The sequence below is a fragment of the uncultured Christiangramia sp. genome (assembly GCF_913046405.1).
In the GTDB taxonomy this organism is placed as follows: domain Bacteria; phylum Bacteroidota; class Bacteroidia; order Flavobacteriales; family Flavobacteriaceae; genus Christiangramia; species Christiangramia marina.
The window spans coordinates 1-20,914 of the sequence record NZ_CAJWRQ010000051.1 but is presented as its reverse complement, the minus strand read 5'-3'; the positions used below and the strand labels follow the sequence as shown (position 1 = coordinate 20,914).

At 38.8% G+C, this 20,914-nt stretch carries 25 protein-coding genes; 14 read left to right on the top strand and 11 right to left on the bottom strand.

The genetic code is table 11. The features are described from left to right. A partial coding sequence (locus QZ620_RS08340; protein WP_295180671.1) for a hypothetical protein occupies positions 1-559 on the top strand: 559 nt, incomplete at its 5' end. 1 nt (position 560) lies between these two features. Beyond that, complete coding sequence (gene msrA / locus QZ620_RS08335) at positions 561-1,223, top strand: peptide-methionine (S)-S-oxide reductase MsrA (RefSeq protein WP_295180670.1); 663 nt, start codon at positions 561-563, stop codon at positions 1,221-1,223. A 28-nt stretch (positions 1,224-1,251) separates the two neighbouring features. Here msrA and QZ620_RS08330 read toward each other — a convergent pair whose 3' ends face one another. Next, positions 1,252-2,595 carry an NAD(P)/FAD-dependent oxidoreductase gene (locus tag QZ620_RS08330; RefSeq protein ID WP_295180669.1) on the bottom strand — a complete coding sequence of 448 codons (1,344 nt, stop codon included), beginning with the start codon at positions 2,593-2,595 and terminating at the stop codon, positions 1,252-1,254. A gap of 195 nt (positions 2,596-2,790) precedes the next feature. Here QZ620_RS08330 and QZ620_RS08325 point away from each other — a divergent pair, with 195 nt between their 5' ends. From QZ620_RS08325 to QZ620_RS08285, 9 genes are all read left to right on the top strand, one after another. Beyond that, positions 2,791-3,903: an alkene reductase gene (locus QZ620_RS08325; protein ID WP_295180667.1), complete on the top strand. Its 1,113-nt coding sequence runs from the start codon at positions 2,791-2,793 to the stop codon at positions 3,901-3,903. Positions 3,904-3,990: 87 nt separating this feature from the next. Beyond that, positions 3,991-4,236 carry a hypothetical protein gene (locus QZ620_RS08320; RefSeq protein WP_295180665.1) on the top strand — a complete coding sequence of 82 codons (246 nt, stop codon included), beginning with the start codon at positions 3,991-3,993 and terminating at the stop codon, positions 4,234-4,236. Positions 4,237-4,311: 75 nt separating this feature from the next. Further along, complete coding sequence (locus QZ620_RS08315) at positions 4,312-4,962, top strand: flavin reductase (protein WP_295180664.1); 651 nt, start codon at positions 4,312-4,314, stop codon at positions 4,960-4,962. Further along, on the top strand, positions 4,952-5,098 hold the full coding sequence (locus tag QZ620_RS08310; RefSeq protein WP_295180663.1) for a DUF2256 domain-containing protein: 147 nt from the start codon (positions 4,952-4,954) through the stop codon (positions 5,096-5,098). Before QZ620_RS08315 ends, QZ620_RS08310 begins: the two co-directional genes overlap by 11 nt. After that, on the top strand, positions 5,095-6,375 hold the full coding sequence (locus QZ620_RS08305; RefSeq protein ID WP_295180661.1) for a DASH family cryptochrome: 1,281 nt from the start codon (positions 5,095-5,097) through the stop codon (positions 6,373-6,375). The genes QZ620_RS08310 and QZ620_RS08305 overlap by 4 nt, the downstream gene beginning before the upstream one ends. Continuing rightward, positions 6,363-7,910 carry a cryptochrome/photolyase family protein gene (locus tag QZ620_RS08300; RefSeq protein ID WP_295180659.1) on the top strand — a complete coding sequence of 516 codons (1,548 nt, stop codon included), beginning with the start codon at positions 6,363-6,365 and terminating at the stop codon, positions 7,908-7,910. The genes QZ620_RS08305 and QZ620_RS08300 overlap by 13 nt, the downstream gene beginning before the upstream one ends. A gap of 136 nt (positions 7,911-8,046) precedes the next feature. Continuing rightward, on the top strand, positions 8,047-8,202 hold the full coding sequence (locus tag QZ620_RS08295) for a lmo0937 family membrane protein (RefSeq protein WP_141876928.1): 156 nt from the start codon (positions 8,047-8,049) through the stop codon (positions 8,200-8,202). A gap of 64 nt (positions 8,203-8,266) precedes the next feature. After that, positions 8,267-9,025 (top strand): SDR family oxidoreductase, encoded by a 759-nt coding sequence (locus QZ620_RS08290; protein WP_295180658.1) that lies wholly within the window; start codon positions 8,267-8,269, stop codon positions 9,023-9,025. A gap of 35 nt (positions 9,026-9,060) precedes the next feature. After that, positions 9,061-9,732 carry a hypothetical protein gene (locus QZ620_RS08285; protein WP_295180656.1) on the top strand — a complete coding sequence of 224 codons (672 nt, stop codon included), beginning with the start codon at positions 9,061-9,063 and terminating at the stop codon, positions 9,730-9,732. A gap of 44 nt (positions 9,733-9,776) precedes the next feature. On the opposite strand, the gene kynU is transcribed toward QZ620_RS08285, so the two are convergent. Beyond that, positions 9,777-11,063: a kynureninase gene (gene kynU, locus QZ620_RS08280; protein WP_295180654.1), complete on the bottom strand. Its 1,287-nt coding sequence runs from the start codon at positions 11,061-11,063 to the stop codon at positions 9,777-9,779. Positions 11,064-11,155: 92 nt separating this feature from the next. Here kynU and QZ620_RS08275 point away from each other — a divergent pair, with 92 nt between their 5' ends. After that, positions 11,156-11,797 (top strand): O-methyltransferase, encoded by a 642-nt coding sequence (locus QZ620_RS08275; RefSeq protein ID WP_295180652.1) that lies wholly within the window; start codon positions 11,156-11,158, stop codon positions 11,795-11,797. Here QZ620_RS08275 and QZ620_RS08270 read toward each other — a convergent pair whose 3' ends face one another. The 7 genes from QZ620_RS08270 to QZ620_RS08240 form a co-directional block, all read right to left on the bottom strand. Further along, positions 11,798-12,355: a phosphatase PAP2 family protein gene (locus QZ620_RS08270; RefSeq protein WP_295180650.1), complete on the bottom strand. Its 558-nt coding sequence runs from the start codon at positions 12,353-12,355 to the stop codon at positions 11,798-11,800. Positions 12,356-12,365: 10 nt separating this feature from the next. Further along, positions 12,366-12,647 (bottom strand): twin-arginine translocase TatA/TatE family subunit, encoded by a 282-nt coding sequence (locus tag QZ620_RS08265; protein WP_295180648.1) that lies wholly within the window; start codon positions 12,645-12,647, stop codon positions 12,366-12,368. Positions 12,648-12,728: 81 nt separating this feature from the next. Then, positions 12,729-15,026 carry a M1 family metallopeptidase gene (locus tag QZ620_RS08260; protein ID WP_295180646.1) on the bottom strand — a complete coding sequence of 766 codons (2,298 nt, stop codon included), beginning with the start codon at positions 15,024-15,026 and terminating at the stop codon, positions 12,729-12,731. A 61-nt stretch (positions 15,027-15,087) separates the two neighbouring features. Next, the gene (locus QZ620_RS08255; protein WP_295180644.1) at positions 15,088-15,588 is read right to left on the bottom strand and encodes a DUF6702 family protein; all 501 of its coding nucleotides are present in this window, start codon (positions 15,586-15,588) and stop codon (positions 15,088-15,090) included. A 99-nt stretch (positions 15,589-15,687) separates the two neighbouring features. Continuing rightward, complete coding sequence (locus tag QZ620_RS08250; RefSeq protein ID WP_295180642.1) at positions 15,688-16,515, bottom strand: hypothetical protein; 828 nt, start codon at positions 16,513-16,515, stop codon at positions 15,688-15,690. A gap of 22 nt (positions 16,516-16,537) precedes the next feature. Next, the gene (locus tag QZ620_RS08245; protein ID WP_295180640.1) at positions 16,538-17,281 is read right to left on the bottom strand and encodes a hypothetical protein; all 744 of its coding nucleotides are present in this window, start codon (positions 17,279-17,281) and stop codon (positions 16,538-16,540) included. A 19-nt stretch (positions 17,282-17,300) separates the two neighbouring features. Next, positions 17,301-18,116, bottom strand: coding sequence for a hypothetical protein (locus tag QZ620_RS08240; protein WP_295180639.1), 816 nt, complete (start codon positions 18,114-18,116; stop codon positions 17,301-17,303). A 115-nt stretch (positions 18,117-18,231) separates the two neighbouring features. On the opposite strand from QZ620_RS08240, the gene pepE reads away from it, so the two are divergent. Next, positions 18,232-18,936 carry a dipeptidase PepE gene (gene pepE, locus QZ620_RS08235; protein WP_295180637.1) on the top strand — a complete coding sequence of 235 codons (705 nt, stop codon included), beginning with the start codon at positions 18,232-18,234 and terminating at the stop codon, positions 18,934-18,936. A 1-nt stretch (position 18,937) separates the two neighbouring features. Beyond that, positions 18,938-19,852, top strand: a complete 915-nt coding sequence (locus QZ620_RS08230; RefSeq protein ID WP_295180635.1) for a glutaminase — start codon at positions 18,938-18,940, stop codon at positions 19,850-19,852. A gap of 78 nt (positions 19,853-19,930) precedes the next feature. Here the strand turns inward: QZ620_RS08230 and rpsT are convergent, their stop codons facing one another. Both rpsT and QZ620_RS08220 read right to left on the bottom strand, forming a co-directional pair. Continuing rightward, positions 19,931-20,179 (bottom strand): 30S ribosomal protein S20, encoded by a 249-nt coding sequence (gene rpsT, locus QZ620_RS08225; RefSeq protein WP_026915233.1) that lies wholly within the window; start codon positions 20,177-20,179, stop codon positions 19,931-19,933. 111 nt (positions 20,180-20,290) lie between these two features. Continuing rightward, positions 20,291-20,914: enoyl-CoA hydratase-related protein (locus tag QZ620_RS08220; RefSeq protein ID WP_295180632.1), on the bottom strand; the 624-nt coding region annotated here is incomplete at its 5' end.

Below are 20,914 nucleotides of genomic sequence, written 5' to 3'. Positions count from 1 at the left end.
TACCATCTGTCTGACTATGCTGACTATTACAGGTTGTAAGGATTCTACCAATTCTGAAATCGAGAATAAGGCAGAAGACACCATTACTACTCATGAAAATGGTTTTAAGGATTTGAACGAACAAAGTTCAGATCAATCTGAAGAAGCTAGTATCACGGACACTACGTCTACAGTAGAGGAAAAGAACACAGACTACTCTGGAACTTATACCAACCTCGCTTATACTGAAGACAGTAATTGCGAATGCTACTGCCTGGAAATCGCAGCTGGAAAAAGTTCAGAAATTTGCCTGAAGCCCGGCGAGTTATATATGGAAGTCGACTTTAGAAAAGTAGGTAACGAAATTCATGTTTTCTACAAGGGAGCTTCAGTTAAAAGCAAACAGAATGATATTCCATGGAATGATCTGGATACTGGCACAGCGGTTGCAACATTTAGCAAAGTAAGTACAAACCAATACAAACTTGACTGGAAGGGTTTTCAAATCGACGGTAAGACTGCCGTAGATTATGCTTTGTTAGGCAAGAAAACTCTTGAAGGAACTTATAAACTTAAATAACATGAAGCTATTATTTATTAATTTCATAAGCCTCGTACTTCTGGCTTGTGGAAATCAAAACACACAGCAAACTGTGACTAAACCTGAGATTGCAAATGCTACTCCGGTAGAAGTTGAGATGCAGGATGGGATGAAAAAGGCTTATTTCGCCAGTGGTTGTTTCTGGTGCGTTGAAGCTATCTATGAAAGTATTGAAGGAGTAGATGAAGTAATAAGCGGTTACTCTGGTGGGCATACCAAGAATCCCACCTATGAAGAAAGCAATACTGGAAGAACAGGCCATGCAGAAGCAGTAGAGGTAATTTATGATCCTGAAGTTGTAGATTTCAAAACCTTGGTTCAGGTATTCTTTGGTTCTCAAAACCCAACGCAGGTGAATGGCCAGGGGCCAGATAATGGATCACAATACCGTTCAATCGTATTCTTTCAAACAGAAGAACAGAAAAATATTATAAATGAAGTGAAAACTGAAGTTGCTAAAGACTACCAGAAACCACTTGCTGCAGAAATACTGCCTTTTCAGAAATTCTGGGTAGCTGAAGATTACCATCAAAATTACGAAGCAAATAATCCTCAAAATCCATACATTCAGAATGTGTCAATTCCAAGGCTGAATCGATTTAAGGAAAAGTTCCCGGACATTCTTAAGAAGGATACACATTAAAAAAAAGCTGCCAGATGGCAGCTTTTTTTTATTTATTAAGTAAATTCTTGATCTTAAGTTCGACCTCTTCAGTATCCCAAGTTTCTTCAATTCCAGGGATTTTCATGACTTCGTCCATGATTACTCTCTGGTAATCTCCAATATCCAGCGCATCTGAATAAGCTTTGTCTGAAAATGTGACCCGTGAGTACAAAGGCACCCATAATTCAGGATATTTCTGAGCGAACTTCTTTTCTATTTTCTTCCGCAGTAAAAAAGATGGATCGGCTGTTTTACTACTCATTTCGACAAAATTACGATAGCTCAATTCTGCGATCGCATCTGTATTAGGTTTTCGTTCTCTTTGATATTCTTCGAAGATAATTTCCCAATTATCCCCGTGTTGATTCATTTTTTCATTTAAAACAGAAATGTCTTCAAATCCCGCATTCATTCCCTGCCCGTAAAATGGAACAATTGCATGAGCAGAATCTCCTACCAGAGTGATCTTATCAAAATAAGACCACGGATAACATTTGATCGTTACCATTGCACTTGTAGGATTTTTAAAAAAGTCTCGCTTTAAATTCGATATTTCATCTTTAATATCAGGAAAATACTGCTCGAAAAACTGGTCTGCCTGCTGTTCTGTTTGAAGGCTTTCAAAAGAAACATCTCCTTCAAAAGGCATGAAAAGCGTACAGGTAAAACTTCCATCCAGATTAGGCATTGCGATCAACATAAAATTACCTCGTGGCCAGATATGGAAAGAAGCATTATCTAGTTTATGGGATCCATCGGCATTCGCAGGAATTGTAAGCTCTTTATATCCTACATCAATAAAATGTTGGGAATAATTGAACCTGCTTTGTCTTTGCATCTTATGACGGGTTCTTGAAAACGCGCCATCCGCTCCAAAAATAAGATCGAACTTATATTCTTTCCAGACGCTCTTTTCAGATTCGCCTGTATACAACTTAGCATTTGGCAGATCCACATTCCAAATCTTCTCTTCAAACCTGAATTCAGCACCAGCTTCTTCCGCAAGATCTATCATCTTACGATTAAGGATACCTCTGGAAATGGAATAGATCGCTTCTCCGTCTTCTCCGTACTTCTGGAAGTAAACTGGTTTGTCGTCTACATGCATCGCCCGTTTATCCAGCGGTAACGCCAACTCCCTGATCTCATCCTCTATTCCAGCCTCTCTTAAAGCTTTCCAGCCGCGATTAGACATGGCCAGGTTTATAGATCTTCCGGAAAATTCTACCAGACGAACATCGGGACGTCGATCGAAAATGGTGACTTTATGACCTTGTTTTCTAAGAAAAATGGCTAATAGAGATCCCACCAGTCCGGATCCTACAATAGCTACTTCTTTTTGATTTTGCATGAAGTATAAACTAATTCCTGGCAAGTAAAATGCTCTCCAGAAATATATTAATTAGAATCACGAAATTACTCAATAATATTCAATTCACTGGCAGTCCCAACGACTTAGAGTCTCTTTAAGCTATCTCTTTTTGATTTACCAGTTCATTAACACCCCGAAAACCCTGAAACTGGTAATTTTAAGAAAAATTGAATTATGACTATGGAAAAACAAGCTTTACTACAATCCTACCAGATGGGAGACCTGAATTTAAAAAACCGGGTGATCATGGCGCCAATGACCAGAAGCCGTGCCGAGAATGAAGCAAATGCTCCTACAGATATGCATGTAACCTATTACACTCAACGTGCAGGTGCCGGATTAATTATTTCTGAAGGTTCACAGGTATCTTCCCGGGCTGTTGGATATATAAATACTGCGGGAATACATTCGCCGGAACAGGTTGAAGGATGGAAGAAAGTTACCGAAGCAGTTCATAAGGATGGTGGAAAAATCTTTATTCAGCTATGGCATGTTGGTAGAATTTCACACCCTAAATTCCATAATGGAGACAAGCCACTTGCTCCCAGTGCTATAAATCCAAATGCAGACGTGTACACACCCGATGGTCAGGAAAAAACCGTTGATCCAAAAGCAATGAGCCTTCAGGAGATCCAAGAAACTGTGCAGGAGTTTAAATCTGCTGCTCAGAATGCTAAAGATGCCGGTTTTGATGGAGTAGAAATTCACTCTTCCAATGGATATCTCATACACCAGTTCTTCAATAAAAATTCTAATCAGCGTACCGATGAATATGGAGGTAGCATTCCAAACAGGGCAAGATTCTTTTTTGAAGTTCTGGATGCCATCAATGAAGTGTGGCCAGAAAATAGAATTGGTTGTAGATTCAATCCCTCTCTGCATAAGATCTTCGGAATTGTAGCTTCAGAAGAAAGCATTGAGACCTTTGATTATATTATGGAAAAACTAAATGCTTACGATCTGGCTTATGTTCACCTTTCAGAACCATTCTCAGATGTGAGCGACGTGCCTTACCTTATAACTGATATTGCGAAACACTATCGAAAGATCTACAAAGGAACTTTAATGATCAATGCCGGTTTTGACAGAGAATCTGGAAACAAAGTTATAGAAGATGGAGATGCAGATCTTGTAAGTTATGCAAAATGGTATATTTCCAATCCAGATCTTGTTGAGAGATTTGAAAATAAATGGCCATTGGCTGAGTTTAATGAGGATACTTTCTATACACCTGGGAAGGAAGGGTACATAGATTACCCTGCTTACGAGGAGCAACGTGAATCCTAATTTTTTGATAAAGCTGTTCTAAAAGCTGTTAACTGGTAATGCTTCATAAAGGCGAGGTGGTATATTAGATAAACTAAATTTATTATTATGGATCAGGAAAAACTAGACCACATGAGGTCTACATTGAACAAACTGGAGGATATCAAGAATACTCAAAGCAGTATAATCGATAAAATTAACCATGTGATCACAGATTTGTTCCAGCATCCAGACAAGAACCTGGAGAAGGTTATGGAAGATGCTCACCAAAAAGCGTCAGAAAACATAGATGCAGTAAGAGAAGCAATGGAAGAATATGAGATGGCCATCAACAAGATGGAAAATCAGAGTTAATTTAAAAATCCGTTAACAGCTTTATAGTAAAGCATTCAATAACTTGAGGTCAGTCTAAAAAACTGACCTTTTTTTATGAAACATATCAAAGCCTCAGACATTGAGGAAATGGAAAAAATCTACCGCCTGAACCTTGTAAATAGTTGTACAGGATATAAATCTGCAAACCTCATTGCTACCAGATCTAAATCTGGAAATCCCAATGTAGCCGTATTTAGCTCGGTGACTCATATTGGCAGCAACCCGGCAATGCTTGGTTTTGTGACCAGGCCACTGAGTGTTGCTCGGAATACCTATAATAATATTCGAGAGACGGAATACTTTACGGTCAATCATATTCAGGATAAAATGATCGAGCAAGCTCATCAAACTGCAGCGAAGTATGATGAAGAGATTTCAGAATTCAACAAAACAGGTCTGGTTGAGGAATATCTTGATGGATTCCATGCTCCCTACGTGAAGCAATCTGAAGTAAAGCTGGGCTGCAAATTCGTGAATGAATACCATATCAAAGAAAATGACACCGTACTTGTCGTTGCGTCTATTGAACACATATATTTTGATGAAGGCATTCAAATGCCTGATGGCTGGCTGAGGTTAGATGACGCTGGTACAGTAGCTGTAAATGGTCTTGATGGCTATTCCCTGCCAAGCCTGCTTGACAGATTTCATTACGCCCGCCCAGGACAGGAAGTAAGATCTTTCTTTAGTAAAGATGGCGAATAGAACGATTAAGAAATCTGATTTGCCCCAAAAGATCTGCCCGGTTTGCGAACGTCCTTTCTCGTGGCGTAAAAAGTGGGAAAAAGACTGGGAACAGGTGCGCTATTGCAGTGATAAATGCAGAAAAAATAAGAAATGAGTACAGGATTAATATGGTTTAGAAATGATCTTAGAACCCAGGATCATGAAGGAATAGCAACTGCTACAAGCAATCACGATAGAGTTATCGCTGTATATTGTTTCGATCCTAGGCATTATGAAGAACTGGACATAGGCTTTCGAAAAACAGGAAAATTCAGAACAAGATTTCTGATAGAAACTATTCATCAACTGCGGAATAATCTTCGGAAGTTACATATTCCAATGTTGGTTTTTCAGAATAAACCGGAAGTTAAAATCGCTGAACTTACAAAAGAGCATCAGATAGACACCATCTACTTTCAGAAAGAGTGGACAGATGAAGAGAAGAAAGTTGAAAGAAATCTGAAGGAAGCTATTCCTGATGTTAAATTCAAAGATCATTATCAGCAGTTTTTATTTCATCCTGACGATATCCCCTATGATTCCTTTAATAGTATTCCAAAGGTATTTACTGAATTCAGAAAAAAATGTGAGAAGAGAACAGAAGTCAGAAAACTACTTAGCAACTCAAAAATTGAAGCATTTGAATTTGATAATGACACTAAAATCCCGAGTTTACAGGACCTAAATTTTAATGAATTTGAGACCGACGAGCGATCTGCATTCCCATTTCACGGTGGAGAAGATGAAGCTTTAAAAAGGGTTGAACAGTACTTTTTTGAACAAAAGAACCTGGAAACTTACAAGGAAACAAGAAATGGTTTAATTGGCACAGATTATAGTTCCAAGCTTTCTGCATGGTTAGCCAATGGAAGTATCTCACCCAGACAGATCTATTTCAAGGTCAAACAATATGAAAAAGAAATTAAAAGCAATCAGAGTACATACTGGCTTATTTTTGAACTCATATGGCGCGACTTCTTTAAGTACATCTCCCTTAAGCATGGGAACAAGATCTTTCAGTTGGAAGGAATTCGAGGAAAATCTCACGACTGGAATGATGATCATGAAGCTTTTGGAAACTGGATAGATGGAAATACTAAGGAGGATTTTGTCAACACCAATATGCTGGAAATCGCTCATACCGGGTTTATGAGCAATCGTGGAAGACAGAATGTGAATAGTTATCTCGCGAAGGAACTGAAACATGACTGGCGAAAAGGCGCTGCATATTTTGAAAGTTTGCTCATAGATTATGATGTACATAGCAACTGGGGAAACTGGATGTATAATAGCGGAGTCGGAAATGATCCTCGCGATAGAAAATTCAATATTAAGAGTCAGGCAGATCGCTACGATCCCGATAATGATTATCAAGATTTATGGCTGAAGTAAAAAAAACGCTGAGACTTATTTTAGGTGACCAACTAAATCATCAACATAGCTGGTTCAAGGATGACCTTGAAGATGTTACATATCTTTTTATGGAAATGCGACAGGAAACCGATTATGTGAAGCATCATATCCAAAAGGTTGTAGGTTTCTTTAGAAGCATGCGCAATTTTGCCAGCTATCTTGAAGAGAGAGATCACCGCGTCATCTATTACAAGATCGATCATGAGGATAATACTCAGAATCTTGAAAAGAACATAAAAGACCTGATCGATAAATATGATTTTGAAAGTTTTCAGTATCAATTACCAGATGAGTATCGTCTTGATGAGCAGTTAAAAAATTTGTGCGAAAATCTGGAGATCGAAACTAACAATTTCGATACTGAACATTTTTTCACAACCCGTAGCGACCTGGAAAGGTTTTACGAAGGCAAGAAGCAAATGACCATGGAATATTTCTACCGTGATATGCGGAAGAAAAACAATATTTTAATGATCAATGCTAAAGATCCTGAAGGAGGGAAATGGAATTTTGATAAAAGTAATCGGCAGAAATGGAAAGGCAAGCCTGAAATTCCACACGAAAGAGGTTTCCGTAAAGATGTATCTCATCTAGTTGATGAAATTAAAAATGCTGGTGTAGAAACTTTTGGATCTATTGAAGCGAATAATTACAACTGCCCTACCTCTCGCGAAGACTCACTTTCAGTATTAAATTATTTCTGTAAAAACTTACTGGTACATTTTGGCGATTACCAGGATGCTTTGCACACCGATGAATCTTACCTGTTCCATTCGCGATTATCCTTCAGCATGAACACAAAAATGCTGAGTCCAAAAGAAGTCATAGACTCTGTTCTGGATTATTATTACGACCATAAGGACGAGATCGATATTTCGCAGGTAGAAGGATTTATACGGCAGATACTGGGATGGAGAGAATACATGAGAGGTATTTACTGGAAAGAAATGCCAGGTTATCGCTGGAGTAATAAACTTCGAAATCAAAACAAACTGGCTGGATTCTACTGGGATGCGAATACAAAAATGAATTGCCTGCATCATTCTATCAAGAATAGTCTGGAAAATGCTTATGCCCATCACATTCAGCGACTAATGATTACCGGTAACTATGCCCTGCTTACCGAAACTCACCCAGACGAAGTTGACCAGTGGTATCTGGGAATTTACATCGATGCCATTGAATGGGTAGAGATCACTAATACTCGTGGAATGAGCCAGTTTGCAGATGGTGGAATTGTTGCAACGAAACCTTACGTTTCCAGCGGTAGTTACATTAATAAAATGAGCAACTACTGCAAGGATTGTCACTATAAAATAAGCAAGAAGACCGAAGATGATGCCTGCCCATTTAACAGTCTTTACTGGAATTTTCTGGATGCTAACCGGGAACATTTTGCCGGAAACCAGAGGATGAATATGATGATGAGCCTACTGGAAAAGAAGGCTCCGGAAGAAATGCAGAAAATAAGAAATCGTGCGGGAGAAATCATATCAAATCCTGAACGCTTTTAGTACTTATAGTTAAATCAAGGTTAAATGAAAACCAGTGGGTTAATGCTTTGTCTAATTTAGTCCTGGAATTATTAAACCACCTAACTAAAAATCATTAACCAAAGGCAGGATAAAACCAGTCTAAAACCAGAACATTATGAGAGATTTAATTTGGCTTATTATCGTATTACTAGTAATTGGATGGCTAATTGGATATTTTGCATTCCCAGATTTAGGAAGTATCATACATATCCTTATTGTTGTAGCTGTAATACTAATCCTGTACAAGTTACTTACAGGTCGTAAACTATAATATTCAATATAATTGATACTAACCCTTTGAGCGATCAAAGGGTTTTTTGGTTTAAAATCGAAATATGTGGAGATTAGAATCTAAAAAGGTATTAATAACCGGTGGAACGAAAGGAATTGGAAGAGCATGTGTGGAACAATTCCTGGAATTGGGTGCAAAAGTACTGTTCACTTCCAGAACATCAAAGGAGGTGCAGGACCTGGAAATTGAATTAAAAGATCAGGGCTATCAAGTGAAAGGCCTGGTTGCTGATGCTTCAAAATTATCTGATTCTGAAAATGTTCTAAATTGGATTTCTGAAAATTGGAGTAGTCTGGATGTACTCGTTAACAATGCCGGTATCAACATCCGGAAAAAGGCACACGAATATTCTGAAGAAGAGTACAAGAAAGTTCTTGACATTAACCTGGTAGCTCCATTTATGCTTAGCCTACTCTTATTTCCTCTTCTGAAAATTTCAGGCGAATCTACGATTATCAATGTCGCATCTTCCGCAGCACTTCAGGATGTTGGTACAGGAACTCCTTACGCCATGTCCAAAGCAGGCTTATTACAACAAACAAGAAGTCTTGCTGTGGAATGGGCTTCAGAAGGAATTAGAGTTAATGCAGTTTCACCGTGGTTTACGAAAACACCACTAACTGAAGGCTACCTGCACAATGAGGAAAAAATGAAATCTATTATTTCCAGAACTCCGCTTAACCGCGTTGCAGAAGCAAAAGAGATTGCCAGCATTGTAGCATTTTTAGCAATGCCAGCTTCCTCATTTGTAACCGGTCAGAACATCGTAGCTGATGGTGGAATGAGCATTAATGCACTATAAACAAAAGAATAACTATATTTAAAAAAACTTAAATCATGAAGAAACTACTGCTTACATTTCTTGCTGGAATTGCGCTTATCTCCTGCAACGAAGACAGAAAGAAAGAGGTAACTCCTGAAGAGAATCCAAACCTTGAAGTTCATGAAAAGATCGCTATGGTCAATGGCTTCGAAGAATTTGATAGTATTAAAAAAATTAAGTTCACCTTTAATGTAAAAGTGAACGATTCTATTAGATCTGAAAGACGATGGAACTGGAATGTGGGAACAAACAAGATTAGTCTAACCGAAAATGACTCTGTGATGAGTTATACGAGGAAAGATAGCCTGGCTGAAGATAAAAAATATATCGATCAGCGGTTTGTGAATGATTCCTACTGGTTACTGTTCCCTTTTCAATTAAAATGGTCTTTGGCAGATCTTAGTGACCCAAAGAAAGCAACAGCACCAATTAGCGGAGACAAAATGCAGATGCTTACAGTAAGTTATCCAAAAGATGGTGGTTACACTCCGGGTGATAGCTACGATATCTATTTCGATGATGAATTCATGATTCGCGAGTGGGTGTACAAATCTTCAGATGGAGGTCGTGAAATGGCGACAACCTGGGAAGATTATAAAGATTTCAAAGGAATCAAGATTGCTACTATGCATAAATCCAAGGATGATAGTTTTGAATTGTTCTTTGATGACATTTCAGTAGAATAGAAAAAAAATAAGTCATAAAAAAAGGAGGCAAATGCCTCCTTTTTTTATGACTTATTTTTTGAGAGTATCCCCTCTTTTAAGATCTGACCAAATTTATAAATATCTTCATAAGAACAGTAAAATGGTGCCGGCGCTAACCTGATCACATTCGGCTCACGCCAATCCAGCATCACTCCATTCTCCATTAGATAATTAAAGATCTCTTTTCCTTCACCGTGCAGAAAAACTGAAAGCTGGGTTCCTCTTTCCTTCTGTGTTGAAGGAGTAATGATTTCGAAAGTACTGTCTACATCCTTGTCTATTTCGTGTAATATGAACTCAAGATATGCGACAATTTTGTCTCTTTTCTTTAGCAAGCTATTCATTCCAACTTCAGCGAACATTTCCAGAGACGCAAGATATGGTGCAAGTGCAAGAACCGGTGCATTACTAATCTGCCAGGCATCTGCATTGAATTCTGGTTGAAATTCTGGCTCCATTAAGAATCGGCGTTCTTTATTATGCCCCCACCAACCTTCAAATCTGGGGATATCCTTTTTATTATGATATTTCTCATTTATAAAACATCCTGAAGCATTTCCAGGGCCTGAATTCATATATTTATAACTACACCAGGCAGCAAAGTCCACATTCCATTCGCTGAGTTTTAGTTCTATATTTCCGGCTGCGTGAGCAAGATCCCAACCAACAAGGGCTCCGATTTTGTGACCTGCTTTAGTGATAGTATCCATGTCCATCACCTGACCGGTGTAGTAATTCACTCCACCAATAAGCACTAGAGCACACTTCTCTCCCACTTCATCTATTTTACTAAGGATATCCTCTGTTCTAAAATTATGCTCTCCATCGCGCTTTTTGATCTCTACGATGGCATCTTCAGGATCAAATCCATGAAAACGAACCTGGCTGGAGATCATATATTGATCGCTGGGAAATGCTTTTTCTTCACAAATGATCTTATAACGTTTTCCTTGTGGCCTGTAAAAGCTCACCATCAAAAGATGAAGATTTACCGTGAGCGTATTCATGACGGTTACTTCGGAAGGATTCGCACCTACTACTTTAGCTAGTTTTCCAGCAAATTTTTCGTGATAATCCCACCAGGGCTTTTCAGCTCTAAAATGACCTTCAACACCCAATTCTGCCCAATCCTGCATGATATCATCTACATACTTTTTTGCAGATCTAGGTTGCAGACCTAATGAATTTCCGACGAAATATATAGCGTCCTTACCTTTAATTTTCGGGAAGATAAATTCATTCCGGTAATTTGCCAGTTCATCTTCCTTATCCAGGCGCTGAGCAAATTCCAATGAATTTTCAAATTTCATAACTTGTGTTTTTTGTAAAAATACAATTTCGTTTTCAATACTTCGGGACCCGCAGGAAAGAGAAAATCCATATTTTTACCTAAACTTTGAATATGCATTTATTACCTGAAAATATTGACGAGTATATAGTAGCACATTCTCAACCAGAACCTCAACATCTGGCAAAATTAAATCGTGAAACCAATCAGAAAGTCATGCAGCCCAGAATGCTAAGCGGACATTACCAGGGCCGGGTACTAAGTTTACTTTCCAAAATTAAAAATCCTCGATCCATCCTGGAAATTGGCACATATACAGGCTATTCTGCCCTGTGCCTGGCTGAAGGTCTTACTGAAGACGGAATCTTACATACGATAGATATCAATGAAGAACTAGAAGACTTTCAGAAGAAACATTTTCAGGCTTCAGCATATAGCGATAGAATCGTACAGTATATTGGTGATGCTACAGAAATCATTCCCGATATTGAAGAAACATTTGACCTGGTATTTATTGATGCCGATAAACCTAATTACCCAAAGTATTTCGAGCTTATTATTGATAAAATGAACAGCGGCGGAATTATACTTTCAGATAATGTTTTATGGAGTGGGAAGGTTTTGGAAGACCTTAAAAAAGACGACCTCTCTACAAAAGCTCTACTGGAATACAATGCTCTATTAAATAATGATCCAAGGGTAGAAACTGTGATCCTGCCAATTCGTGATGGGCTTACACTTTCAAGAGTTATATAGCTAATAAATCCTTGTTCCTGCTTTGTTATAAAGACTAAAGAAGAGAAAGGCCATTATTATTCCAACGATCATCCCAACGATGATATCGCCTGGAAAATGAACTCCTACATAGATCCTACTCATAACGAAAAGGAATGGCCAGATATAAGCAAGATATATCCATTTGCTCCATTGTCTCAATGCGAGAACGATAAACGTTGTTGCAGCAAAAGAGGTTGAAGCATGACCTGAAAAGAAACTATAGTTGGTTGGCTCCTGTAATATTCTAATTAGTTCCGATAATTCCGGCGTATTATTAGGCCTGTTACGGACAGCTAGAGCTTTTACAAGATTTGTAAAGCCATAAGTGACGGCTACAGTAAGTAGTAGAAATAAACTGGTGAAAAGTCCTTTTTTCCAGTGAAATGCTATAAAAAAAAGTAAAAAGAAAACTATAAAAACCGGGATCCAGTGAGCCGGATTGGTGACAAAGATCCAAAAAGCATCATACTTTTCTATTCCAAGGTTGTTCAGGTATACAAATAGTTGCCTGTCCCATTCTTCGATCTGGTCCCACATCGATTACATATTATAGCTTACGACGAACAGAACCTGTGATTTCATCGATATCTTCCTTAACCTTGTCAATCTCGCCCCGAACGTCTTTCGTGAAGTCTGTATCTATGCCTTGTTTTTCAGCACTACGCTGAATTTCGCTTTTAATATCATTAGACGCGTTCTTTACCGCTTTCATCCCCTTACCCAAACCTTTGGCAATATCAGGAATTTTATCAGCTCCAAAAACCATCACCAGGATGAACAAAATAAAGCCTATCTCAGCTCCGCTAATAAATAATGGTAACATATGCATAGTAAAACAAATATATATACAAATCTAAGCATAAAAAAAGCCGACTCGTTAAAGTCGGCTTAAATATTATTAGCTTAAAACCTAGTCCTGAGTGGAATCTTTATACTCATCAAACTCACTTTTGTTTTCGTTCTTAGGCCAGCTGTTATTGTTCACATCAACATCTGCTGTCTCAAGATCTGGATCCAATGTGATCTTAGTAATCTCTTTGTTAGAAGGAATTACCTTGCTTACATTATTATCATTCTTTCTCCAGATTTGAACCGGATACGTAACTTTTTCTGAAGTTCCATCAGCATAGCTCAATTCTACAATGATCGGCATTACCAACCCACCTGGTTTTTCAAAAGTCACCTGGTAGAAATACTTAGGCGCTTGAAGGTTCTTACGCTCTTCCTCGCTAAAGTTATCCATTACATAAGCCTGTAAAGTTTCAGAATTTTCCATCAAGGATTTACCCTTCATATCTTCTGAAAATGCTTCATCATCTTCGGAAACCACATAAAGTGCTTTAGTTTCTTCAGGAGTTGTTCCGTATCTCTTCAGCATTTCTCTACCTGCTTCCGTAGGATTATCAGTAACATAGTACTTCTGTACTTCTTTGATACCAATATCTACATTATCTGTAGTATAGAACCATCCTCTCCAGAACCAATCAAGATCTACGCCTGAAGCATCTTCCATCGTTCTGAAGAAATCTTCCGGAGTTGGGTGCTTGAACATCCATCTTTTAGAATAAGTAGCGAAAGAATAGTCAAACAATTCTTTACCCATGATCGTCTCACGAAGAATATTTAACGCAGTGGCCGGCTTACCATAGGCATTATTTCCTAATTGATAAACTTGCTCTGGATTGGACATAATAGGAGAAATATAGTCCTGGTTTCCTTTCATATAAGGAACGATCTTACTTGGCGCTCCTCTTCTTGAAGGATAATTTGATTCTGGTGCAATAGCTTCAGGATGTTTTTTCCCAAATTCCTGTTCTGCAACATACTGAACAAAGGTGTTGATACCTTCGTCCATCCAACCCCATTGTCTTTCATCAGAATTTACAATCATTGGGAAGAAGTTGTGTCCAACTTCATGAATAATCACGCTTATCATCCCAAATTTAGTACGGTCACTATAGTTACCATTCTCATCAGGACGACCATAATTCCAGCAAATCATTGGATATTCCATCCCCTGATTCTTAGCATGAACTGAAACTGCCTTGTGATAAGGATACTGGAAAGTATGCTTTGAGTAGCTTTCTAAAGTTGCAGCTACAGCTTTTGTAGACCATTCTTCCCAAAGAGGATTACCTTCTTTAGGATAAACAGAAACAGCCATAACATCTTTTCCCATTACATCTACCGCCATCATATCAAGAATAAATTTTCTTGAAGTTGAGAAAGCGAAATCACGAACCATATCTGCTTTGTAAGTCCAGGTTTTAGTTTTTTCTGAAAAGTTCTTCTCAGCCTTTTCAGCTTCTTCTTGGGTTACAATGATTACCGGCTTGTCATAACTTTTCTTAGCCTGCTCATAGCGCTTCATCATTTCTTTAGAGTAAACGTCCTTTCTATTCTGAAGTTCACCTGTAGCTTCCATGACATGATCTGCAGGTACAGTAATATTTACTTCATAATCACCAAAAGGAAGTGCAAATTCACCATTGCCCCAGAACTGGTAGTTCTGCCAACCTTCAACATCATTGTAAACGGCCATTCTCGGGAAGAACTGAGCGATCACATATGCCTTATTTCCATCCTCAGGAAATAACTCATATCCTGAACGAGCACGATTAGTTACGTGGTTATTCACATTGTAAGACCATTTGATATCGAACGTATAAGTCTCCCCAGCTTGTAAAGGCTTTGGAAGATCAACGCGCATCATTGTCTGGTTGATCGTATATTTAAGATCTGATCCATTAGCAGATACTTCTTTAATATTGAAACCACCATCGAAAGGAGTTTCTAGATATTTATTAGCGAAACCAGCTGCAGTAGCAACCGGAGCCATTCCGTCTCCATCTTTTTGAGGAGCATCTTTTTTCCTGATATTCTGGTCTAATTGAACCCATAGGTATTCTAGGTCCTGCGGAGAATTATTGTGATAGGTAATAGTCTCCTCACCGGTAAGCACTGAATTCTTATCGTCAAGAACGATATCCATTTTGTAATCTGCTTCATTCTGATAATACGCAGGTCCAGGAGCTCCAGATGCAGTTCTATACTGGTTTGGAGTTGCCAGTTCCTGATACATCTGCCTGAATTTGTTTTGATTGGTATGGCCTTGCTGCCGTGGCTCCTGTTGTTCAGTTTCCTGTGCGTTGATACCTGCAAAGACAAACATCATGAACACGGAGGTCAACAATTTTAATCGCTTCATTTACTAAATTTTAATTTATAGGTTGCTAAAAATAAGATTTTATACGTCAATGAGAAAGTTTTCAGAAATTAACCGTGTCACTACCTTTGGCTTTCACCAGCAACATACTTTCGATTACATCACCTTTCTTCACATGAACAATATTTTTCTGTGTATCGAATAGATCTGTAAGCACGAGATTTTCTACTTCTACGGTTTTGAAAGTTTCCACGTTTTTGCCTTCCAGGAATAAGACAATTTGATCAGCATCAAATTTGCTCCCCAGCAATTTCAATGGAATATCCTGATTCTTTACTTTGATAGTTAATTTTTTGGAATAGTATTTTTCCAGAAGATCCTTATTATCTGAAAGATCTTTTTTATAGGAAAGACTTACATCCTTACCAAAACGTTTGCTAAGCACATCTTCCATATCATCGATAAAAACCCTGGAAATCACCTGCACCGACTTGCTTTCCTGCCGGTATTCAATTTCGGTAACACTTAAGTAGGTCTCATGATCTTCACTGCTGAAGGAGCTGAATATAAACAGGCAGCCCAGACTCAAAATGAGGTTTTCCATATATTTTTTTCCGAAGATAAAACAATTACTGCGCCATACATAGAGATTGAGCAGTCAGCTTTTAGACTTAGAAATAAGTAAATGGTTTAATTTGAAGAATTAGCCAGGAAGCTGTCTTCCTGCGTTGAGATTTTCAGCTCTAAGTTTTCTGAAAGATTCGATCCTGGTTTCAAAATATTCGATTAAAATCAATGCATTATTATTAAGAACCAGCTTCTCGAAATTCTGATCTCTATCGCAGTATAATAGGAAGTTACAGATTTCATTCGCATCAAGATCAAGATCCTTGCTAAAAAACTCCTCTCCTACTATCTTCAAACTAAGATTGGCTAGTTCCTTCGGACTATAAACTATCGGAGTCTCTTTATTCTTAGACAACTTCTCTGCAATAGCCATGGCAATTTTATCGATACGAATACCTTCGGTCATACCAGGCTGGTAATAGGGATTTAGTTCCCTGTCTTTCCGAATGAAGTCATCCAGATTCTGCTGTAAACGGTTTTTGGTCTCCACTTCCTTAATGGAAATTAAATTTAGATCATTTGCGAGGTAACCGCTAAGCTCAATATCATCGATAAAAACTTCGGAAAGTTCGTTCATGGCTTCGTATAGCTCGACCTTAATTTCTCCGCTTTCGATCATATTCTGGCGTACCACAATTGTTCTATTCTGAAACTGAACCGAAGAAATAAAGAGACTATCACGAATTGCAGCACCAATGAAAAATTGCCCTTTAACATCACTCGTAGTTCCGGTTTCCTGAGTAAGGTTTACGATATGAACATTCTGAACATCCTTATTTTCAGAAATAATTTGTCCTTTAAGCAAGCCCGTTTCCTGGGCCTTCAGCTGCACAGAGGATAAGAAAATAATTAAAACGGTGCCCAGGTATTTATATAACATATGTATTCTCGTGTCGTACTTCAACGTTCAGGATTTAAGAATAGTATTATTCAAGCTGCCTTCTTGATTTAAATTTCGGGAGTTTCTCTTCAAAAAATTCCATGAGTGCGAAAATTGTTGTCTCATCAAGCAGAGCTTCAAAGGTGGGGAAATCGACGCAGTAATAAAGGAAATTGACGACCTCATTTTCAGGTAATCCCAATCCATTTACGAAATAAGCTTCCTGCATACGACCCCTTGCACGATTGACGAGCTTGGTTAATTCCGCATTCTCTTCAGCCTTTTTTAGTTGCTTGGTGGTCCCATTAAGCATATTTATTACCTGTGAAACCGGATCATTTGTATTTGCCTGCATGGCGAGCTCAAGACTTGTTCGCCTGGGTTTAGGAAAGGGAATACCAAGTTTTTCGTAAATACTCTTAGGCATCCTGGTGATATCCTGATCAAGCACTCCCGAAAGTTTAATATTATCGAGCTGAACTTCAGCAAGTTCATTCATTTTAGGATATAAAAGTTTGGTCCAGCCATTCTTCAGCTGCTGTTCTCCAATCACTTTGAATTCATTCTCGAATTGTACCGATGAGAAATAAATACTGTCACCTAACTTCAGCATCATATCAAACTCACCATTCTCATTGGTCACGGTGCCTTTTTCCGCAGTCATATTAATAACGTGAACTCCGCTTTTATCCATTAAACTATCACTAACAATTTTTCCTGAAACAATTTTTCTTTCCTGTGCTTTTACTTCGGATGCAAAACCTACAAGAAAAACCAGCAGTGCATACATTGTAATTTTTCTTTTACTTCTATTCAACCTGAGTTCTCATTCTTCGGAATTCAACAATATTATTTTGGAAATATTCTATCATTTCAAGCTCTTTTCTCTGCTCATACATCGAACTGAAATCTTCATCTTCAAAAGAATAATAAATAAAGTTGATAATCTCGTCGCCGTGTAAATTTAAGTGTTCGTTGAAAAATTCCCTTCCGAAGAGATCGATAGCTACCTGAACTTTCACTTGTAGTTCGTCCAGTTCTATCATTTCCCTCAGGTATTTCGTTTTCCCATTGATATCGTTTATCAAAACATCGAGTGATACACCGCCTAGAAGAATCCCAATGTATGACCACCGGCTCGTAATGCCTTCGCTCGCGGTATAAAGTCTTAATTCGTTGGGAGTAAGTTTTCTCTCTGGATGCGGAATATGATATTGATCTCTATCAAAATATTCTATTTGCCTGAGATCGTTGTTAAGGTAACCGCTAAGTTGCTTTTTACCGACTTCAACTTCTTCCAGTCTGTTGGCATCTGTGACGATGACTTCAATAGTTCCGGACCTCAAATGTTCTTCGGAAACCTCTATTTCTATTTTTTCGAACTGTACAGAAGTAAATAAAAGAATATCGCTCTGGCGTACAGAAACTTTAAAAATTCCCGAATCATCTGAAGTGGTACCGGTTCTGGAATTCATATTAATCACATGCACCCCTGACAGTGGCTGGGTTCCGGCTAGAATTCTACCGCTGATCATTTCGGGATCCTGTGCAAAGCAATTCAGGCTAAAGCCCAGAAAACTGAACAATAGCAGGTATTTCATTCTACTACAAAAAGTAATTTCCAAGTCGGTTAGTTGGTTTCGGTTTAATCATAACGTTCCAAAACTAAAATTAGCCTTTATTAACTCTGTAAACTTTTGTTAACGTATTCGATTCTTTATTTTTACCTTAAAAAGGTATATGAACGCAATATTAGCCAGCACCTCTACCCTACATTCCCAGGACTATCTTGAATACTTGATTCCACATTTACCCAAACTATATAAGGATGTAGCGGAAGTCATCTTTATTCCTTACGCCAGACCTGGCGGCATATCTTTGGATGAATACACATTACGGGCAAAGGAAGCATTTGCAAAAGCTGATATTAAGATAAAGGGTGTTCATGAATTTGAAGATCCTGAAAAAGCTATCCAGAATTCTGAAGGCGTTTTCACTGGAGGCGGAAATACGTTTCTACTGGTTTCAGAATTATACAGAAATCGGGTGATGGCTGTGTTGAAGCAAAAAATAAAAAGCGGAACTCCTTATATGGGAACAAGTGCCGGAACCAATATTGGAGGTTTAAGCATGCAAACGACCAATGACATGCCTATAGTGTATCCTCCATCCTTTCAAACGCTTGGTCTGGTACCCTTTAATATCAACCCACATTACCTGGATCCAGATCCAGACACCAAACACAAAGGCGAGACACGGGAGACCAGAATCAAAGAATTCCACAATCTTAATTCGCCGCCTGTGTTGGGCCTTCGCGAAGGAAGCTGGCTCGAGTTGAGCGGTAATAAAGTTACGTTAAAAGGAGATCTACCTGCCCGGATCTTCAGGAAGGATCAAGTACCTTTCGAAATAGAAACAGATTCAGATCTTAGCGACCTTAATTAATATGGAATACCAGAAGATTTTAGATACGATATATGATGAAATGAGCTACCGGGATGTTTCAGGAAAGGTCGCATCCTATATTCCAGAACTTGCCAAGGTTGATCGTCGTAAATTCGGGATGCACGTTTATTGCGGAGATAATCAGCATTTCAATTTTGGTGACAGTAAAGAGAAATTTTCAATTCAGAGTATTTCCAAGGTCTTCACTTTGGCGATGGGTATGCGTTTGATGGGAGAAGATCTTTGGGATCGTGTTGATGTAGAACCTTCAGGTGATCCATTTAATAGTCTTACTCAGCTTGAATACGAAAGTGGAATCCCCAGGAATCCATTTATCAATGCTGGCGCACTGGTAATTTCAGACATTCTTGTTGACCAATTAAAAGATCCAAAGCAGGAATTACTAGATTTTGTGCGTGAAATTACTGGTGATGATGATATTCATTATGATAAAACCGTAGCTGCTTCAGAACAGGCAACTGGATACAGGAATGTTGCTCTGGTAAATTACATCAAAGCTCTTGGAAATATAAAGTGTGATGTACAACCTATTGTAGACTTTTATTTTCATCAATGTTCGCTTGCGATGACCTGTGAGCAACTTTCAAAAGCATTTATGCTTTTTGCCAACAGAGGGCGCATCCTGGAAACCGATAAGAAAATTCTGAAACCGAAAACAGTGAAGCGTATTAATGCCTTGATGCAAACCTGCGGCTTTTATGATGAAGCGGGCGAATTTAGTTTTCAGGTAGGATTACCAGGAAAAAGTGGCGTGGGAGGTGGTATTGTGGCTATACATCCGGAAAATTACTCTGTAGCTGTTTGGAGCCCGATACTGAATGAAAAAGGAAATTCAGAATTAGGAATGAAAGCTTTGGAAAGACTTACGACCCTTACTGGTGTTTCTGTCTTTTAGCGAACTTAAATTTAATGCACAAAAAAATGCTTTCCGTAGATCGAAAAGCATTTTTTTATGAATTGAACACTGCTAAAATTATAGTGCTGCAACGTGCTTAGCCATATTAGACTTTAGGTTAGCAGCCTTATTATCATGAATGATATTTTTCTTAGCCAATTTATCTATCATAGAAATTACAGAAGGCAACATAGCCTCAGCCTCTTTCTTATCGGCCTCACGCAATTTCTTGATCGCGTTTCTTGTAGTTTTATGCTGGTAGCGATTTCTAAGACGCTTAGTCTCATTGCTACGAATCCTCTTCAACGCTGACTTATGATTTGCCATTAAAACTCACTCAACTTTCCTTGTCCGCAAGCAAGGCCATAAGACAGGCCTTGAAGCGCGACCTTATAACCAAGGCCGCACAGGTCGTCAACGTAGTATTCTCAGGACCACTTATCTATCCTTAAAGACCGGCGCCCGTTTTTCCATAAACGCGCGCATGCCTTCGTCTCTATCCTCCAGAGCAAAAGTGGAATAGAACAAACGCCGCTCAAAAAGCACTCCTTCTGATAAAGTTGTCTCGAATGCACGATTCACGGCCTCTTTAGCCATCGCTACAGCCGGCTTTGACAACTCAGCGACTCCCTCCGAAATCTTCAATGCTTCGGCAAGCATATCCGACACCGGGAAAATTCTACTTACTAGTCCAGCCCGCTCAGCCTCTCCCGCATCCATTGTGCGCCCTGTAAGTATCATGTCCATTGCTTTAGACTTGCCTACAATTCTCGGCAAGCGTTGGGTACCTCCAGAACCAGGGAAAGTCCCAAGCTTTATCTCGGGTTGGCCAAAGCGAGCGTTATCAGCAGCAATTATGAAGTCACACATCATAGCCAACTCGCATCCACCACCAAGGGCGTACCCAGATACTGCAGCTATGACGGGTTTTCTACAGCGGGTTATACGCTCCCATCTGGAAATAAAATCGCTGGAAAAAGCTTCAATATAGTCTTTTTCAACCATTTCCTTTATATCAGCACCCGCAGCAAACACCTTGGCACTGCCCGTCAACACAACAGC

What these genes read in the sequence shown, in the direction of transcription:
- QZ620_RS08315 (WP_295180664.1), top strand. Translation starts at nt 4,312, where the DNA reads ATGAAACATATCAAAGCCTCAGACATTGAGGAAATGGAAAAAATCTAC.
- msrA (WP_295180670.1), top strand. Translation starts at nt 561, where the DNA reads ATGAAGCTATTATTTATTAATTTCATAAGCCTCGTACTTCTGGCTTGT.
- kynU (WP_295180654.1), bottom strand. Translation starts at nt 11,063, where the DNA reads ATGAAATTTGAAAATTCATTGGAATTTGCTCAGCGCCTGGATAAGGAA.
- QZ620_RS08265 (WP_295180648.1), bottom strand. Translation starts at nt 12,647, where the DNA reads ATGCATATGTTACCATTATTTATTAGCGGAGCTGAGATAGGCTTTATT.
- QZ620_RS08305 (WP_295180661.1), top strand. Translation starts at nt 5,095, where the DNA reads ATGAGTACAGGATTAATATGGTTTAGAAATGATCTTAGAACCCAGGAT.
- pepE (WP_295180637.1), top strand. Translation starts at nt 18,232, where the DNA reads ATGAACGCAATATTAGCCAGCACCTCTACCCTACATTCCCAGGACTAT.
- QZ620_RS08300 (WP_295180659.1), top strand. Translation starts at nt 6,363, where the DNA reads ATGGCTGAAGTAAAAAAAACGCTGAGACTTATTTTAGGTGACCAACTA.
- QZ620_RS08270 (WP_295180650.1), bottom strand. Translation starts at nt 12,355, where the DNA reads ATGTGGGACCAGATCGAAGAATGGGACAGGCAACTATTTGTATACCTG.
- rpsT (WP_026915233.1), bottom strand. Translation starts at nt 20,179, where the DNA reads ATGGCAAATCATAAGTCAGCGTTGAAGAGGATTCGTAGCAATGAGACT.
- QZ620_RS08330 (WP_295180669.1), bottom strand. Translation starts at nt 2,595, where the DNA reads ATGCAAAATCAAAAAGAAGTAGCTATTGTAGGATCCGGACTGGTGGGA.
- QZ620_RS08310 (WP_295180663.1), top strand. Translation starts at nt 4,952, where the DNA reads ATGGCGAATAGAACGATTAAGAAATCTGATTTGCCCCAAAAGATCTGC.
- QZ620_RS08295 (WP_141876928.1), top strand. Translation starts at nt 8,047, where the DNA reads ATGAGAGATTTAATTTGGCTTATTATCGTATTACTAGTAATTGGATGG.
- QZ620_RS08230 (WP_295180635.1), top strand. Translation starts at nt 18,938, where the DNA reads ATGGAATACCAGAAGATTTTAGATACGATATATGATGAAATGAGCTAC.
- QZ620_RS08320 (WP_295180665.1), top strand. Translation starts at nt 3,991, where the DNA reads ATGGATCAGGAAAAACTAGACCACATGAGGTCTACATTGAACAAACTG.
- QZ620_RS08245 (WP_295180640.1), bottom strand. Translation starts at nt 17,281, where the DNA reads ATGTATGCACTGCTGGTTTTTCTTGTAGGTTTTGCATCCGAAGTAAAA.
- QZ620_RS08290 (WP_295180658.1), top strand. Translation starts at nt 8,267, where the DNA reads ATGTGGAGATTAGAATCTAAAAAGGTATTAATAACCGGTGGAACGAAA.
- QZ620_RS08285 (WP_295180656.1), top strand. Translation starts at nt 9,061, where the DNA reads ATGAAGAAACTACTGCTTACATTTCTTGCTGGAATTGCGCTTATCTCC.
- QZ620_RS08260 (WP_295180646.1), bottom strand. Translation starts at nt 15,026, where the DNA reads ATGAAGCGATTAAAATTGTTGACCTCCGTGTTCATGATGTTTGTCTTT.
- QZ620_RS08325 (WP_295180667.1), top strand. Translation starts at nt 2,791, where the DNA reads ATGACTATGGAAAAACAAGCTTTACTACAATCCTACCAGATGGGAGAC.
- QZ620_RS08275 (WP_295180652.1), top strand. Translation starts at nt 11,156, where the DNA reads ATGCATTTATTACCTGAAAATATTGACGAGTATATAGTAGCACATTCT.
- QZ620_RS08255 (WP_295180644.1), bottom strand. Translation starts at nt 15,588, where the DNA reads ATGGAAAACCTCATTTTGAGTCTGGGCTGCCTGTTTATATTCAGCTCC.